The organism is Promicromonospora soli, from assembly GCF_014653785.1.
Taxonomy (GTDB): Bacteria; Actinomycetota; Actinomycetes; order Actinomycetales; family Cellulomonadaceae; genus Promicromonospora; species Promicromonospora soli.
This window is the reverse complement of record NZ_BNAS01000006.1, coordinates 380,062-394,231: the sequence shown is the minus strand read 5'-3', so window position 1 is coordinate 394,231 and position 14,170 is coordinate 380,062. Positions and strand designations below refer to the sequence as shown.

The following is a 14,170-nucleotide window of genomic DNA, read 5'->3' as shown; positions in this document are numbered from 1 at the left end:
GGTGCGGATTTACGGCCACGAAGGGTCAGGACGCACAGTCGAGCTGCCTCGCGCGCCGGAGGGCTGACCGGAGCCGTCACGTCTGGGAAAGAACATGGTGCGTGCGACGCCGGCGGTCAGGGACGCGAAGGTGACGGCCATCAGGATCCCAGCCACCACGTAGAGGGCCACGATCAACGGAATCGGGCTGCGTTCGTCGATGAACGGCGACGGGGCGAATGTCCAGAGTATCGAGACCGCCCATGCACCGGCGTTCACCGGAACCCACCGGAACGTACGTGGCCGAGCGAGCACGAGCCACTGCGCGACGGGGATGCTCGCCAGGAGCACGATCCCGCCGACCCCTATCGTGATCAGCGCCACGGGTGAGCCGAGGTCGATGCCAGCCGTGCTGGGCAACATCCCGAGTGCCCAGGCGAACGCGCCCGCAAGAGCAGTTGCGGCGATCCACCGCCACGCGACCGGGTGACCCTCACGCATGCCGAGGTACTGCCCGAGCGCGAGTGCCGTGCCCTCGAATGCGCCGCCGACTACCGCGAGCGCCAACCGGCCCGGCCCATCGATCCCGCCGCCGATCGTGAGGACCGCCAAGGCGGTAGCGATCGCGAAGCCGACTCCCTCGCCCGCCGAGACCGCCACGATCCACCGGCCCCGCTCTCGTCGCTCCGACCGGCGTTGGTCCGCCCCGGATGGGGTATCGGGCTCGGCCGGTGCGCGCATGGCTTGCTCAGTCCCCAGCCGGCGTCGGGCGCTCGGCGCGCTCCCGGATGCCGCGGAGCATTCGCTCCGACATGAAGAAGCTCACCATCTCGACGGGCTCGACGAGCGCGGCCGCCCATCCGGCGAGATATGCGAAGCGCTCGCGCACGATGAGGCGGGTGATGCCTGGCGCGCGCTCGATGAGCACGAAGGCCCAGGTGAAGTCGTACGGGGCCGCGGCACCGGTGCCGTCTGGACCGACGGCGCCGCTTAGCACGAGGTGGCGCCCATCTTCGACGGCGGCGACCTTCAGCGCCACGGGAGGGGCGAGGCGGACCTCGTCGCCGACGGCGCGGATGCGGAGCGCAGGCACGATGACGTTCGAGCTGTGGATGTCGCTGCCGACCAGGTTCTCGAGCCAGTCGTACGTGTAGAAGCCACCGCGATTCTGGCCGAGCTGCGCGACCCACGGCCACACGCGTGAACTCGGGGCGTTGATCGTGATCGCCCGGGTGGCCATCAGGTCGGGCGCAGGTAGGACGTCGTCGCCGGGCAGCGGCATCCGGAGCTCCTCGTCGCTCGCGCCCCAACGAAGGGACGCGCGCCGCACGGCCCACGTGGCGACTATCGCCGCCGCCGCAGCGACAGCGCCGAGCGCCGACCGGCGTCCCGAAGTCATGTCCTCTGTCACTTGATCATGGCCTGGCCGAGCGACCGCCCCCACGCACGAGCCCGATCGAGCTCGCCGTCCACGAGCACGTTCTTCGTGGTCACGAGGAAGCACTCGGAATCGGCAACCGGACGTGAATGGAGGCGGCGGATCCGTCGCTCGATCCCCGCCGACGCATCGCCGGCGAAGATGCGTGGGATGTCCACGCGTGTGCCGAACGCGGCCCAAGCGGCCGGCGCGGTCGAGAGGGACTCGATCCACTCCCGGACCCCGGGCTTGGACGCGTCGGGGTCGAGGTCCAGATGCTGTTCCGGATCGGCCGCCCATTTCGCCGCATCCCCCCTTGAAGACGCCCTTGGCAGACTGTGCGCATGGGTGGGCGCACCGATCACCACCAGGTCGACCGCCAGATCGGGACCCGCCGACGCAGGTTCCACGCGGACATCGGTGAAGTCCGAGAGGCCGTCGCCGATCGCCTGGGCGATCTGGCGGGTGTTCCCGAACATCGACTCATAGAGCACGACAGCAGTCATCACGTATCCCTTCACATCGTCGTTCGAGCGCCGCGAGGACTCAGCCCTCGCTCGAGATGACTACCTTCAGCGCCTCCTCGTCCGCGGCGCGGGAGAACGTGTCGTAGGCCTGGTCCCACTGGTCGAACGTAAACCGGTGGGTCGCGAACTTCTCGGGCGCGATCCGCCGGGCCTGGATGTCCTCGAGCAGCTGCGGCGCGGTCGTGGCGTTCACAAGCCCCGTCGTGATCGTGATGTTGTTGATCCAGTCCCGGTCGATGGGGAGGGTCACCGGCTTGCCGTGCACACCGACGTTGGCGACCCGCCCGCCGGGGCGGATGGCGTCGAGACAGAGCGCAAAGGTCGGGGGGATGCCGACGGCCTCGATCGCCACGTCGACGCCCTTGCCGCCTGGGCCGAAGGCCTTGAGCTGCTTGAGCGCGTCAGGGCCGGCCTCTATGGTGTCGGTGGCCCCGAAGTCGCGGGCGGCCCTGAGGCGGAATGGGTTGCTGTCGACGGCGATCACCTTCGCGGCGCCGCTGGAGCGAGCGGTCATGACGGCCGCGAGGCCGACCGGCCCGACCCCCACGACGGCGACGACGTCACCGTCCTTGACCTGTCCGTACTGCACGCCGATCTCGAACCCGGTCGGCAGGATGTCGGAGAGCATCACGCCCTGCTCGGCGGTGACGCCGTCGGGCAGCGGGATGAGCCCGTTGTCGGCGAACGGCACGCGGACGTACTCGGCCTGGGTGCCGTCGATGAGGTGGCCGAAGATCCAGCCGATGCCGCCCAGGGTCTCGCAGTGCGAGGTCAGGCCCCGCCTGCAGTAGTCGCACTCCATGCACTTGCTGATGCAGGAGATGATCACGCGGTCGCCGACCTTGACCTTGGTACAGGCGTCGCCTACCTCGGTCACGACCCCGACGCCCTCGTGACCGAGGATCCGGCCGTCGGTGACCGCGGGCACGTCGCCCTTGAGGATGTGCAGGTCGGTGCCGCAGATCGTGGTGGTCTCGACCTTGACGACCGCGTCCGTCGGGTCCCTCAGCGCTGGGTTGGGGACGTCCTCCCAGGCCTTCTGACCGGGTCCGTGGTACACAACTGCCTTCATCGCAATCTCCTCCGGCTTTGCGGCTCGACTGACGCCGATGGAGGAGTCGGCGCTCAACGTCGTGAACCGCTCGTGATCCCGATTCTAGGCCGGGGCTATCCCGGAATCAGAAGCGGCGGCAAGTTCACCCGACCCGTCCGCCAGCATCGGCGGGGTGGGCGCGCCTTGTGGAGGCGGCATACGCTGCCCAGTGAGACGGGTCGTTGCTCGGCTCGCAAGCGAGTGCTGGGCGGTCATGATGACAAACCGCAACGCAATGCAGACGCCTCAGGTTCGCCGGCCTCACGCCGCTGCTGGGGCGGCGCGGGCCTCTCTCATTGCGCCGGCGCCCACCAGCGGCTCCGCGGCGCGGCCGCTGACCGAGCGGATCCTGGACGCGCTACCGGGGCGGCGGCTGGCGTGGATGCTGGTCTGGGCGCTCGTGCCCTGGCTCAACCTGATAGTTGTCCTCGGCGCGGAAGCCTTCGGATGGACCACGGTCGCCGACCGTTCTTGGGAGGTGGCGAACCGGGTAGCGACGTCGTTCGCGATCCTGCTGTCCTTGTGGGGGGCGGCCCGCATCAGCGACGGTCTCGGGCAGCTTCGGCCGGCGCTCGCGGGTGTGGTGGAGGAGGAGCTACCCGACGTCGAGCGGCTCTTCCGCGGGGTGGACAGCATCGCGATCCCGGTGATCTTGACGGTGACGGTCGGTCTTGTTCTTCCGTTGGACGAAGTGCTGGCCGGTGAGCCGGTCGGAGCGGTGATCCAGGGCCTCACGTGGCTGGTCATCGGGATTCCCATGGCCACCGCGGTGTGGGTCTACGCCACCTTGCAGCTCGGCCTGTACCGCCTCGGGCGAGGCCGGCTGACCCTGACCAAGTACCGCGGCGACCGCACCCTGGGGCTTCAGGCCGTCGGGTCGCTGGCCTTCACGGGGTTCTGGACGCTGCTGGGAGCCTTCACGCCGCTGGCCCTCGCGAGCTCCGCCGATCTGCCGTCGGTGGTCGTGACCGTGGTGGTCCTCCTGGCTGGCATCGTGCTCTTCTTCCTCTCCCTGCGTGGGCTGCACCGACAGATGGTGACCCTGAAGCGCCGGGAGCTCGACCGGGCACGGAGCCTGTACGAGGAGGCCTATCGGCCCCTCGGACAGAGTCCGACGCTGGAAGTCCTGCAGCAGCAGACCGGGTTGCTCAACGCCGCCGAGAACCTCGAGAAGCGGGCGGAACGCATCCAGGCCTGGCCTTTCGACGAAGGCACCTTCGCGCGCGCGGTCACCATCGCCTCCAGCGTCGTGGCCACGATCATCGCTCGTCTCCTCCTGGCACCGGCCGCACTGTGAAGCGCCCCCCGGCGAACAAGCGTGAGTGTTCCGCTGCCGAACACGGAGCGTCCAAACCGTGAGCGGCGCCGCTCAGCAGCGGCCACACGTCGGCGGTGACCTCGTCACCGACACCGACTCCACACGCCCGGCTACTCCGTGCAGCGTCCGACGGACTCGAAGTCGTAATGAGCCCGTCCTGAGGATGCTGGCCGCGACACCGTGTAGTGCGTACTGGTTGTGGCGATCCTCGCCTGCCTCCCGCCGGACACCGTCGATGCGCCGCGCGAGCGGGGGCAAGCGAGCGGGCGGGCAGGTGTCGACGGGGTTGGCAGGTGTGTCCCACCGCCCTTCGCCGGTCGCCTGCGGTGACGGTCCGTCCTTGGACATCCTCATCGCGACGGCCGGTGTGCTCCGCTCCTGGCCTGCCCCCTCGCGACAGCCGGACCACACAGAAGGCCCCCGACGTGGAGGTCGGGGGCCTTCTGTGTCGCTGTCTCAACGAGTGTCCGGAGGGGGACTTGAACCCCCACGCCCGATAAAGGGCACTAGCACCTCAAGCTAGCGCGTCTGCCATTCCGCCACCCGGACAGGTGGACCGATCCCGGCGTTTCCGCCGTTCCGGTGCGGGGAAAAACATAGCACGCGCGAGCGGCCCATCCCGAATCGAAATAGGTGTGACCTGGGTCGCGGGGGAGTGACGTGACCGACGAGCGCTGGCACACTGGCGAGGCGTGACGACCCCGCACTGGCCCCTGACCACCGAGCGCCTCCAGCTGCGTCCGGTCACCCCGGACGACGCCGAGGCGTTCCTCGCCTGGCGCTCGCAGCCGGCAGTCGCGCGGTACATGTTCCAGCCGCCGTGGACGCCGGAGTTTGCCGCGCGGAAGCTGGCCGACTGGTCGGGTGCCCCCTTCAGCATCCCGGGCGACGTGCTCGTCCTTGCGGTGGTCGACCGCGCGGGACGGCAGGTCGTCGGCGAGGTGCTCCTCAAGTGGGCTACCGGAGCCGGCCAGGTGGAGGTGGGCTACGGGCTCCGCCCCGACGCGTCCGGCGCCGGGTACGCCACCGAGGCCGTCCGCGCGGCGCTCGACCTCGCGTTCGGGACCTACGGCTTCCACCGGGTCTTCGCGCGGATCGACGAGGAGAACACGGCATCGGCCAGGGTGTGCCAACGACTCGGCATGCGCCTGGAGGCCCGCCTCGTGGAGAGCGACATCCGGCCCGACGACGGCGCGTGGGCCACCGAGCTCAACTACGCGATCCTTGCGGGCGAGCACCAGTCCCGGCGGCCCCCGTCACGCCGGGACCGGTAGCCCGTGCCCGGGCTCGGGTGAACACTTGGTCTCATGCACGCGCATGAGTTGTCGGGGGAAGCGACGTGCCGCTAACGTCCGCCCTGGATAATTCGCCCAAAACAATAGTGGGAGCATGGCGATGACGGCTGACGCGCCGACGGTAGCGCCGACGACAGCGGCGGAGCAGCCGACCACCTTGCAGCCGACGACCCCGGAGCCAAGCACTCCGCCGCCGGCCGCCTTCGGCGCCCCGTGGATCCGGTCCACGGGTGACCTGGCCTGGAAGCTGATCGGCATCGGGCTCGCCGTGGCCCTCGTGTTCTACGTGGTGAGCCTGGTCCAGCTCGTGTTCGTCGCGCTGTTCCTCGCGCTCGTCTTCACGACCGTGCTGCTGCCGCTGGGCGACCTCTACGACCGCGTGATGCCCCGCGGGCTCGCCATGGCGGCGTCCCTGCTGACCGCGGTGCTCGCCGTCGGCGCGCTCGTGACGTACGTGGTCTCCTCAGTGGTGAGCCGGTGGGAGGACCTCGCCACGGAGTTCGGCACCGGCCTCACGGACCTCGCGGTGCTGGTCACCGACATCCCGCTTCTGGCCGACCTGGGCACGCCGACCGAATGGCTGCAGGACGGCGGAGCGTGGCTCCAGGCCAACGCGGGGTCCTACCTGACCACGGCCGCCGAGAGCGCGGGATCCATCGCGGAGGGCGCGACCGCCGTCGTGCTCGCGATCTTCTGCACGGTGTTCTTCCTGACCCAGGGCGACCGCATGTGGCGCTGGGTGCTGACCCTCGTCCCCGAGGACCGGCACGACCGCTGGCAGGCCGCCGCGAGCGCCGGCTGGACGTCGTTCTCCGGGTTCACGCGCGGCATGTTCTTCGTCGCGCTGTCGGACGGCGTGCTGGCCGGGATCTTCCTCACCGTCGTCGGCGTGCCGCTGGCGCTGCCCCTGTCGGTGGTGGTGTTCCTCGGAGCGTTCATCCCGATGATCGGCCCCGTGGCGGCCATCGTGATCAGCGTGCTCGTGGCCCTGGCCGCCAAGGGACCGGTGCTGGCGCTGGTGGTGCTGATCGGCATGGTGGTGGTGGCCCAGATCGACGCGAACGTGCTGCAGCCGCTGATCACCGGCAAGCAGGTGTCGCTGCACCCCGTGGTGATGGCGCTCGTGGTCGCGGCCGGATCGGTGCTGGGCGGTCTGCTCGGCGCCGTAGTGGCCGTGCCTCTCACCGCGGTGACCTGGGCCGTGTTCAGCAAGCTGCGCAAGACCCCGCGGGTCCCGGCAGAAGTCACAGGACGGCGCACAGGACAGGGCACAGGGCCCGCAGATGAGGCAGACTGACTCGGTGTCTGACCCCGCACCACACGCAGACGCCGCACGGCACGGCGACCCGGCGCCGGCCCAGCCCGCCCCGCCGCCCTGGCTGCGCGCCTCCGCCGGCTGGTCGTGGCGCCTGATCGTCCTGGTGGCCGGGATCGCCCTGGTGTTCTGGGCGGTCACGCAGGTGCTGATCGTCTTCGTGGCGGTGTTCCTCGCGCTGGTCTTCACCGCGGTGCTCAACCCGGTGACCGACTTCTACGCCCGGGTCATGCACCGCGCCCTGGCCACGGCGGCGGCCATCCTGTCCGGCCTCCTCGTCGTCGGCGGCCTCGTGGCGTACGTCGTCGTCTCCGTGGCCGGCCAGTGGGAAAAGCTCGCGGGAGAGTTCAACACCGGCATCGACCAGATCGTCGACCTCATCGAGAACAACCCGCTGCCGGTCGACGTCGAGGTCGACACGCGCGACCAGTGGATCGGCGAGGCCGCCCGCTGGATCCAGGAGAACTCCCAGACCCTCGTCAGCCGCGCGGCCGAGAGCGCCGGCTCGATCGTCGAGGGCGTCGCCGTGCTGGCGCTGGCGATCTTCTGCACGGTCTTCTTCCTCGCCTCGGGTGCCAAGATGTGGGGCTGGTTCATGACCCAGGTGCCCGTGCGCACCCGCGACCGGTGGCAGGCCGTGGCGGGCGCCGGCTGGAACACGTTCTCCGGCTACACCCGCGGCATCGTGCTCGTCGCGATCACCAACGGCATCCTCGCGGGCATCTTCCTGTCCATCCTCGGCGTGCCCCTCGCGGCACCCCTGGCCGTGCTCGTGTTCATCGGTACGTTCATCCCGCTCATCGGCGCGCCCCTTGCGATGATCATCGCGGCGGTGGTGGCGCTCGCGGCGGACGGAATCCTGATCGCCCTCATCGTCACGCTCGGCATCGCCGGCATCGGCCAGCTCGAGGGGCACGTGCTGCAGCCGCTCATCATGGGAAGGCAGGTCTCGCTGCACCCCGTGGTGGTCGCCCTGGGCGTCACGGGCGGCACGGTGGTCGGCGGCATCCTCGGCGCGATCGTCGCGGTCCCGCTCATCTCGGTGGCGTGGTCAGTGTTCGGCACGCTGCGCAGCCGCCCCGACGCAGTGCCGGCCGGAGACGACGCCGGAGAGGACGCCGGAGACGACGAGAAGGGCGAGCCACCGCCCGAAGTGCCCGACGGCGCCGTTAGGGGCGTCACACGACCCACCCCCGCCAGTCCGAGCAGGGAAGGGTGACGCTCGAGGTAGAGACCTCTCTCTGCACGGGAGTGTCGGTGAGCGTCCGTAGGCTGGGGGGATGGCGGTGTTCGACGATCTCTTCAGCTCGGTGACGACAGACGCGGTGGGTACCCCCGCCGCGCGGGCGTCGTCGCCCCTCGCCGTCCGCATGCGCCCGGCCTCGATCGACGAGATCGCCGGGCAGGAGCACCTGCTGGAGCCCGGGTCGCCGCTGCGGCGGCTCATAGAACCAGCAGACGGCCAGGGCTCCACACGCTCGGCGCCGTCCTCGGTCATCCTCTGGGGGCCGCCCGGCACCGGCAAGACCACCCTCGCCTACCTCGTGGCCACCGTGTCCGGACGCCGCTTCGTGGAGCTGAGCGCCGTCACCGCCGGCGTCAAGGACGTACGCCAGGTGGTCGAGGACGCCCGGCGCCGGCTCGCCACCGGCGGCGACGAGACCGTGCTGTTTGTCGACGAGGTCCACCGCTTCTCCAAGTCGCAGCAGGACGCGCTGCTGCCCAGCGTCGAGAACCGGTGGGTCACCCTCGTGGCCGCGACCACCGAGAACCCCAGCTTCTCCGTGAACTCGCCGCTCCTGTCCCGGTCGCTGCTGCTCACGCTCCGGCCGCTGGAGACCGAGCACGTCCGTGAGCTCGTCCTGCGCGCCGTGAGCGACGAGCGCGGCCTCGGCGGATCGGTCGAGCTCGACGACGAAGCGACCGAACACCTCCTGCGCCTGGCCGGCGGAGACGCCCGCAAGGCGCTCACCATCCTCGAGGCCGCCGCCGGCGCCGTGCTCTCGGACGAGGTCTCTGCCGGCGGGGGCGACGCCGTCCCGCGGATCGGCCTGGCCGACGTCGAGCGCGCAGTCGACGTCGCCGCCGTCCGCTACGACCGCGACGGTGACCAGCACTACGACGTCATCTCCGCGTTCATCAAGTCCATCCGCGGGTCCGACGTCGACGCCGCGCTGCACTACCTCGCCCGCATGGTGGCCGCGGGCGAGGACCCGCGCTTCATCGCCCGGCGCCTGGTCATCTCCGCCGCCGAGGACGTCGGCATGGCCGACCCCTCCGCCCTGCAGACCGCCGTCGCCGCCGCGCAGGCCGTGCAGCTCATCGGCATGCCCGAGGGTCGCATCGTGCTGGCCGAGGCCGTCGTGCACCTGGCCACCGCCCCGAAGTCGAACGCCGCCTACCTCGGCGTGGACGCGGCGCTCGCGGACGTGCGGGCCGGGCGGATCGGCACGGTGCCGGCGCACCTGCGCGACGCGCACTACGCGGGCGCGAAGCAGATGGGCCACGGCGAGGGGTACCGGTACGCACACGACTGGCCGCACGGCGTCGCACCACAGCAGTACCTGCCGGACGTGCTGGCGGGCTCGCGGTACTACGACCCGAGCGACCGCGGTTACGAGCGGCAGGTCTCCGAGCGGCTGGAGCGCATCCGGGGGATCCTCGGCAGCGCAGAGCCCAAGCAATGACGGACCCGAGCAGTGACAGGCCCGAGCAGTGACGCGACCCACGGCGAGCCGGAGCGCTGACGTGCGTTAAGATAGTCAGGTTGCCTATGGCAGCTCCCTGGGACCTCGGCCCCGTGACCGAGGCGATCTGATCGCCTCGCTCCATCGGCTGGTCCCGCACCCGGTGCGGTTCCCCTTCGCGGGAGAGCTGTGCGCGGGTGTGACCTTCATTCACTACAGGACAGGAAGACACAGTGACTTCTGTGACCCGTGCGCGCCGCCAGGTGCGCCTTAGCCGCAAGCTGGGCCTCGCGCTCACGCCCAAGGCCGTCAAGCACTTCGAGAAGCGCCCGTACCCGCCCGGCGAGCACGGCCGCGCCCGTCGCCGCACCGAGTCGGACTACGCGGTGCGTCTGCGCGAGAAGCAGCGTCTGCGCGCCCAGTACATGCTCCGCGAGAAGCAGCTCCTCAAGGTGTACGAGAACGCCCGCAAGCAGGCCGGCCTGACCGGTGAGGTCATGGTCGAGGACCTCGAGACCCGCCTCGACGCCGTGGTGCTGCGTGCCGGTTTCGGCCGCACCATCCTGCAGGCGCGTCAGCACGTGACGCACCGCCACATCCTGGTCGACGGCAAGATCGTGGACCGCCCGTCGTTCCGCGTGAAGCCCGGCCAGACCATCCAGGTCAAGCCGAAGAGCCAGACCACGGTGCCGTTCCAGGTCGCCGCCGCCGGCGCGCACCGCGACGTGCTGCCGACCCTGCCGGGCTACCTGGACGTCCAGCTCGAGAAGCTGACCGTCACGATGACCCGCAAGCCGAAGCGCGCCGAGGTCCCCGTGACCTGCGACGTGCAGATGGTCGTCGAGTTCTACGCTCGCTGATCCGTCGGTACAAGTTCGCCCCGTCCGCGCGATGCGCGGGCGGGGCGTTCGTGTACCGGGATAGGGTGACGAGGCGGCCCGGTGAACAGGCCGGACGAAGCAAAAACTCGAGATGACTCAGGAGATGGGTATGACCCTCGGCGACCTCGGAGACGTGGCGGGACTGATCGCGGCGATCGCGTTCGTGCTCCTTGTGGGCTTCCTCGCCGTTCCCCTGTGGAAGCTGGGAAAGCTCCTCGACGAGGCGCGTTCGAGCGTCCGCGACGTCACCGAGCACTCGGTGCCGATCCTCGACGAGGCCGCGAGCACCGTCGCCTCCGCGAACACGCAGCTCGTCAAGGTCGACACGATCACCACGTCCGCGGCGTCGGTCAGTGAGAACGTGTCCGCGCTGACGGGCCTGTACGCGGCGACGCTGGGCGGCCCGCTCGTCAAGGTCGCGGCCTTCTCCTACGGAGTGCGCCAGGCCTTTGCCCGGGCCGGCGCCCGCGGCGGCAAGCACACCGACCCGACCACGTCCGGGGCCGGCGCATGATCCGCCGCCTGTTCTGGGTGGGCGTGGGCGTGGCCGTCACCGTCGTCGTGATCCACAAGGGCCGCCAGATCGTCGCTCGCTACACGCCCGAGGCCGTGAGCGTGCGCGCCGCGGCCGCGCTGGACGGCGCCGGGACGCGCCTGAACCAGGTGGCGCACACGTTCCGGTCGGACTTCTCCACGGCCCGCGCCGAGCGAGAGGCCGAGCTCATGGCCTCCCTCCGCGGCGAGCTGCCGCGCCACGAGCGGTAGCGAGACCGCTCCGCCTTCCGGGCAGACCGGTCGTCCAGGCAGGCCTGTCGTCCAGGCGGATCATTCAGTTTTCGTCTGCCGCGCTACCAGCGGCAGAATAGGCGTGGAGTCACGTAGGGCGACTTGCGCGACTCGCGCACCCCAATCCCGTACGACCGAGAAGAAGGACCACTGACCTCATGCGCACCGCCGAGATCCGCAAGCGTTGGCTCGACTACTTCGAAGCTCAGGGTCACGCGGTGGTGCCGTCTGCGTCGCTGATCTCGCCGGACCCGTCGACGCTGTTCACCATCGCGGGCATGGTGCCGTTCATCCCGTACATGACGGCGCAGCAGACGCCGCCGTGGAAGCGCGCCACGAGCGTGCAGAAGTGCGTGCGCACGCTGGACATCGACGACGTCGGCAAGACGACGCGCCACGGCACGTTCTTCCAGATGAACGGCAACTTCTCGTTCGGCGACTACTTCAAGGCCGACGCCATCCGCATGGCCTGGGACTTCCTGACGGGCTCGCTGGAGGACGGCAAGCTGGGCATCGACCCGGACAAGCTGTGGGTCACCGTCTACTACGAGGACGACGAGGCCCGCCAGCTCTGGAAGGACATCGTCGGCCTGCCCGACGAGCGCATCCAGGGGCTCGGCAAGAAGGACAACTACTGGTCCACGGGCCAGCCCGGCCCGGCCGGCCCGTGCTCGGAGATCTTCTACGACCGCGGCGCCCAGTACGGGCCGGACGGCGGCCCGCTGATCGACGAGGGCGGCGACCGCTTCGTCGAGATCTGGAACCTCGTGTTCATGCAGTACGCGATCGACGAGGTGAGGTCGAAGGAAGAGTTCCGCATCGTCGGGGAGCTCGAGAACAAGAACATCGACACCGGCATGGGTCTCGAGCGTGTTGCCTTCCTGCTGCAGGGCAAGGACAACATGTACGAGATCGACGAGGTGTTCCCCGTCATCGAGGCCGCCCAGAAGCTCAGCGGCAAGAAGTACGGCGAGAACCACGACGACGACGTGCGCATGCGCGTCGTGGCCGACCACGTCCGCTCGGCCCTGATGATCATCGGCGACGGCGTGCGCCCCTCGAACGAGGGCCGCGGCTACGTGCTGCGCCGTCTGCTGCGCCGCTCCGTGCGCGCGATGCGCCTGCTCGGCGTCGACGGCCTCGCCCTGCCGGCGCTGCTGCCGGTCTCGAAGGAGGCCATGGCTCCCTCCTACCCGGAGCTCGCCACCAACTTCGAGCAGATCTCCGCGGTCGCCTACGCCGAGGAGGAGGCCTTCCGGCGCACCCTGGCCTCGGGCACCACGATCCTCGACACAGCCGTAGAGAACCTGAAGAAGGGCGCCGGACAGGGCGGCAACAACCTGGTGCTGCCCGGCGAGGCCGCGTTCCAGCTGCACGACACCTACGGCTTCCCGATCGACCTCACCCTCGAGATGGCCGCCGAGCAGGGCGTGCAGGTGGACGAGCAGGCCTTCCGCTCGCTGATGCAGGAGCAGCGCTCGCGCGCCCGCGCCGACGCCCTCGCCAAGCGCACGGGCGGGGCCGACGTCGCCGCCTACGAGACGCTGGAGAAGGAGCTGTCGGGCCCCGTCGAGTTCCTCGGCTACACGGAGACGGACGCCTCCGTGCGCGTGACCGGCCTGCTCACGGGCGGCGTGCCCGCCCCGGCCGTCACCGCCCCGGCCGAGATCGAGGTGGTCCTGGACCGCACGCCGTTCTACGCCGAGGCCGGCGGCCAGCTCGCCGACCACGGCACCATCGTGCTCGACGCCGGCGCCACGATCGAGGTCGACGACGTGCAGCGCCCCATCAAGGGCCTGAGCGTGCACCGCGGCCGCCTCATCGAGGGCACCGTGGCGCTGGGCGACCCGGGCACCGCGCAGATCGACACGGCCCGCCGCAAGGCCATCAGCCGCGCCCACTCGGCCACGCACATGATCCACAAGGCGCTGCACGAGCTGGTCGGCCCGGACCGCACGCAGGCCGGCTCGGAGAACGCCCCGAGCCGCATCCGGTTCGACTTCCGCTCGCCGTCGGCCGTGTCGGCCTCCGCCCTGACGGAGATCGAGGAGCGTGTCAACGTGCGCCTCGCCGACAACCTCGAGATCACCGACCAGCTCATGCCGATCGCCGAGGCCCGCGCCGCCGGCGCCATGGCGCTGTTCGGCGAGAAGTACGGCGACGTCGTCCGCGTGGTCTCGATCGGCGACGACTGGTCGCGCGAGCTGTGCGCCGGCACGCACGTCAGGCAGACCGGCCAGCTCGGGCGCGTGACGCTGCTGGGCGAGTCGTCGATCGGCTCGGGCGTGCGCCGCGTGGACGCCCTCGTGGGCGACGGCGCGTACGGCTTCCAGGCCAAGGAGCACGCCCTCGTCGGACAGCTCACCGGGCTGCTCAACACGCGCGCCGAGGAGCTCCCCGACCGCGTGGGGTCGCTCGTGTCCCGCCTCAAGGAGGCCGAGAAGGAGCTCGCCGCGATGCGGCAGGGCCAGCTCCTGGCCGCTGCCGGCAGGCTCGCCGCCGAGGCCCCCCGCGTTGGCGACGTCCGCGTCGTCACGCACGACGCCGGGGAGGCCCAGGCCGACGACCTGCGCGCCCTCGTGCTCGACGTGCGCTCGCGCCTCGGCGAGGCCGAGCCCGTCGTGGCCGCCGCCGGCGGCGTCTCGGGCGGCCGCCCCGTCGTGGTGGTCGTGACCAACGCCGCCGCCCGCGAGGCCGGCTACAAGGCCGGCGACCTGGTGCGGACGGCCGCTCAGACGCTCGGTGGCGGTGGCGGCGGCAAGCCGGACATGGCCCAGGGCGGCGGCACCGACCCGGCCAAGCTGGGCGAGGCGCTGGCCGGCATCGCCGAGGGCGTGCGCCTCGTCGCAGTGGGCGCCTGAAGCCGGAGCCT

At 70.6% G+C, this 14,170-nt stretch carries 13 protein-coding genes and 1 tRNA gene; 9 read left to right on the top strand and 5 right to left on the bottom strand.

Translation table 11 applies throughout. The features are described 5' to 3' along the window. Positions 1–9 precede the first annotated feature (9 nt). From IE250_RS20050 to IE250_RS20035, 4 genes are all read right to left on the bottom strand, one after another. Entirely contained in the window at positions 10–720 is a 711-nt protein-coding gene (locus IE250_RS20050) for an MFS transporter (RefSeq protein WP_229872616.1), read from the bottom strand. Between the two features lie 7 nt (positions 721–727). Further along, positions 728–1,378 carry an SRPBCC family protein gene (locus tag IE250_RS20045; RefSeq protein ID WP_189671048.1) on the bottom strand — a complete coding sequence of 217 codons (651 nt, stop codon included), beginning with the start codon at positions 1,376–1,378 and terminating at the stop codon, positions 728–730. Between the two features lie 8 nt (positions 1,379–1,386). After that, the gene (locus tag IE250_RS20040; protein WP_189671047.1) at positions 1,387–1,875 is read right to left on the bottom strand and encodes a hypothetical protein; all 489 of its coding nucleotides are present in this window, start codon (positions 1,873–1,875) and stop codon (positions 1,387–1,389) included. A gap of 67 nt (positions 1,876–1,942) precedes the next feature. After that, positions 1,943–2,995 carry an alcohol dehydrogenase catalytic domain-containing protein gene (locus tag IE250_RS20035; RefSeq protein ID WP_189671046.1) on the bottom strand — a complete coding sequence of 351 codons (1,053 nt, stop codon included), beginning with the start codon at positions 2,993–2,995 and terminating at the stop codon, positions 1,943–1,945. 238 nt (positions 2,996–3,233) lie between these two features. On the opposite strand from IE250_RS20035, the gene IE250_RS20030 reads away from it, so the two are divergent. Next, complete coding sequence (locus tag IE250_RS20030) at positions 3,234–4,313, top strand: hypothetical protein (protein ID WP_189671045.1); 1,080 nt, start codon at positions 3,234–3,236, stop codon at positions 4,311–4,313. Between the two features lie 485 nt (positions 4,314–4,798). Here the strand turns inward: IE250_RS20030 and IE250_RS20025 are convergent. Then, positions 4,799–4,883, bottom strand: a tRNA-Leu gene (locus IE250_RS20025). A 143-nt stretch (positions 4,884–5,026) separates the two neighbouring features. Between IE250_RS20025 and IE250_RS20020 the strand changes: the two genes are divergently transcribed. The 8 genes from IE250_RS20020 to alaS all read left to right on the top strand — a co-directional run bounded on the left by IE250_RS20020 (position 5,027) and on the right by alaS (position 14,159). Beyond that, positions 5,027–5,608: a GNAT family N-acetyltransferase gene (locus tag IE250_RS20020; protein WP_229872615.1), complete on the top strand. Its 582-nt coding sequence runs from the start codon at positions 5,027–5,029 to the stop codon at positions 5,606–5,608. Positions 5,609–5,723: 115 nt separating this feature from the next. Further along, positions 5,724–6,926: an AI-2E family transporter gene (locus IE250_RS20015; protein ID WP_229872614.1), complete on the top strand. Its 1,203-nt coding sequence runs from the start codon at positions 5,724–5,726 to the stop codon at positions 6,924–6,926. Positions 6,927–6,930: 4 nt separating this feature from the next. After that, a complete protein-coding gene (locus IE250_RS20010; protein WP_229872613.1) occupies positions 6,931–8,163 on the top strand; it encodes an AI-2E family transporter in 1,233 nt (410 codons plus the stop codon). A gap of 61 nt (positions 8,164–8,224) precedes the next feature. Then, on the top strand, positions 8,225–9,631 hold the full coding sequence (locus IE250_RS20005; RefSeq protein ID WP_189671043.1) for a replication-associated recombination protein A: 1,407 nt from the start codon (positions 8,225–8,227) through the stop codon (positions 9,629–9,631). A gap of 233 nt (positions 9,632–9,864) precedes the next feature. After that, positions 9,865–10,491 (top strand): 30S ribosomal protein S4, encoded by a 627-nt coding sequence (gene rpsD, locus IE250_RS20000; protein WP_189671042.1) that lies wholly within the window; start codon positions 9,865–9,867, stop codon positions 10,489–10,491. Positions 10,492–10,621: 130 nt separating this feature from the next. Next, a complete protein-coding gene (locus IE250_RS19995) occupies positions 10,622–11,026 on the top strand; it encodes a DUF948 domain-containing protein (protein WP_189671041.1) in 405 nt (134 codons plus the stop codon). After that, positions 11,023–11,277 (top strand): hypothetical protein, encoded by a 255-nt coding sequence (locus IE250_RS19990; RefSeq protein WP_189671040.1) that lies wholly within the window; start codon positions 11,023–11,025, stop codon positions 11,275–11,277. Before IE250_RS19995 ends, IE250_RS19990 begins: the two co-directional genes overlap by 4 nt. A gap of 179 nt (positions 11,278–11,456) precedes the next feature. After that, positions 11,457–14,159 (top strand): alanine--tRNA ligase, encoded by a 2,703-nt coding sequence (gene alaS, locus IE250_RS19985; protein WP_189671039.1) that lies wholly within the window; start codon positions 11,457–11,459, stop codon positions 14,157–14,159. The last annotated feature ends 11 nt before the right edge of the window (positions 14,160–14,170 follow it).

Coding starts and splice junctions, on each gene's coding strand:
- IE250_RS20050 (WP_229872616.1), bottom strand. CDS start 720: ATGCGCGCACCGGCCGAGCCCGATACCCCATCCGGGGCGGACCAACGC.
- IE250_RS20045 (WP_189671048.1), bottom strand. CDS start 1,378: ATGACTTCGGGACGCCGGTCGGCGCTCGGCGCTGTCGCTGCGGCGGCG.
- IE250_RS20040 (WP_189671047.1), bottom strand. CDS start 1,875: ATGTTCGGGAACACCCGCCAGATCGCCCAGGCGATCGGCGACGGCCTC.
- IE250_RS20035 (WP_189671046.1), bottom strand. CDS start 2,995: ATGAAGGCAGTTGTGTACCACGGACCCGGTCAGAAGGCCTGGGAGGAC.
- IE250_RS20030 (WP_189671045.1), top strand. CDS start 3,234: ATGACAAACCGCAACGCAATGCAGACGCCTCAGGTTCGCCGGCCTCAC.
- IE250_RS20015 (WP_229872614.1), top strand. CDS start 5,724: ATGGCGATGACGGCTGACGCGCCGACGGTAGCGCCGACGACAGCGGCG.
- IE250_RS20005 (WP_189671043.1), top strand. CDS start 8,225: ATGGCGGTGTTCGACGATCTCTTCAGCTCGGTGACGACAGACGCGGTG.
- IE250_RS19995 (WP_189671041.1), top strand. CDS start 10,622: ATGACCCTCGGCGACCTCGGAGACGTGGCGGGACTGATCGCGGCGATC.
- IE250_RS19990 (WP_189671040.1), top strand. CDS start 11,023: ATGATCCGCCGCCTGTTCTGGGTGGGCGTGGGCGTGGCCGTCACCGTC.
- alaS (WP_189671039.1), top strand. CDS start 11,457: ATGCGCACCGCCGAGATCCGCAAGCGTTGGCTCGACTACTTCGAAGCT.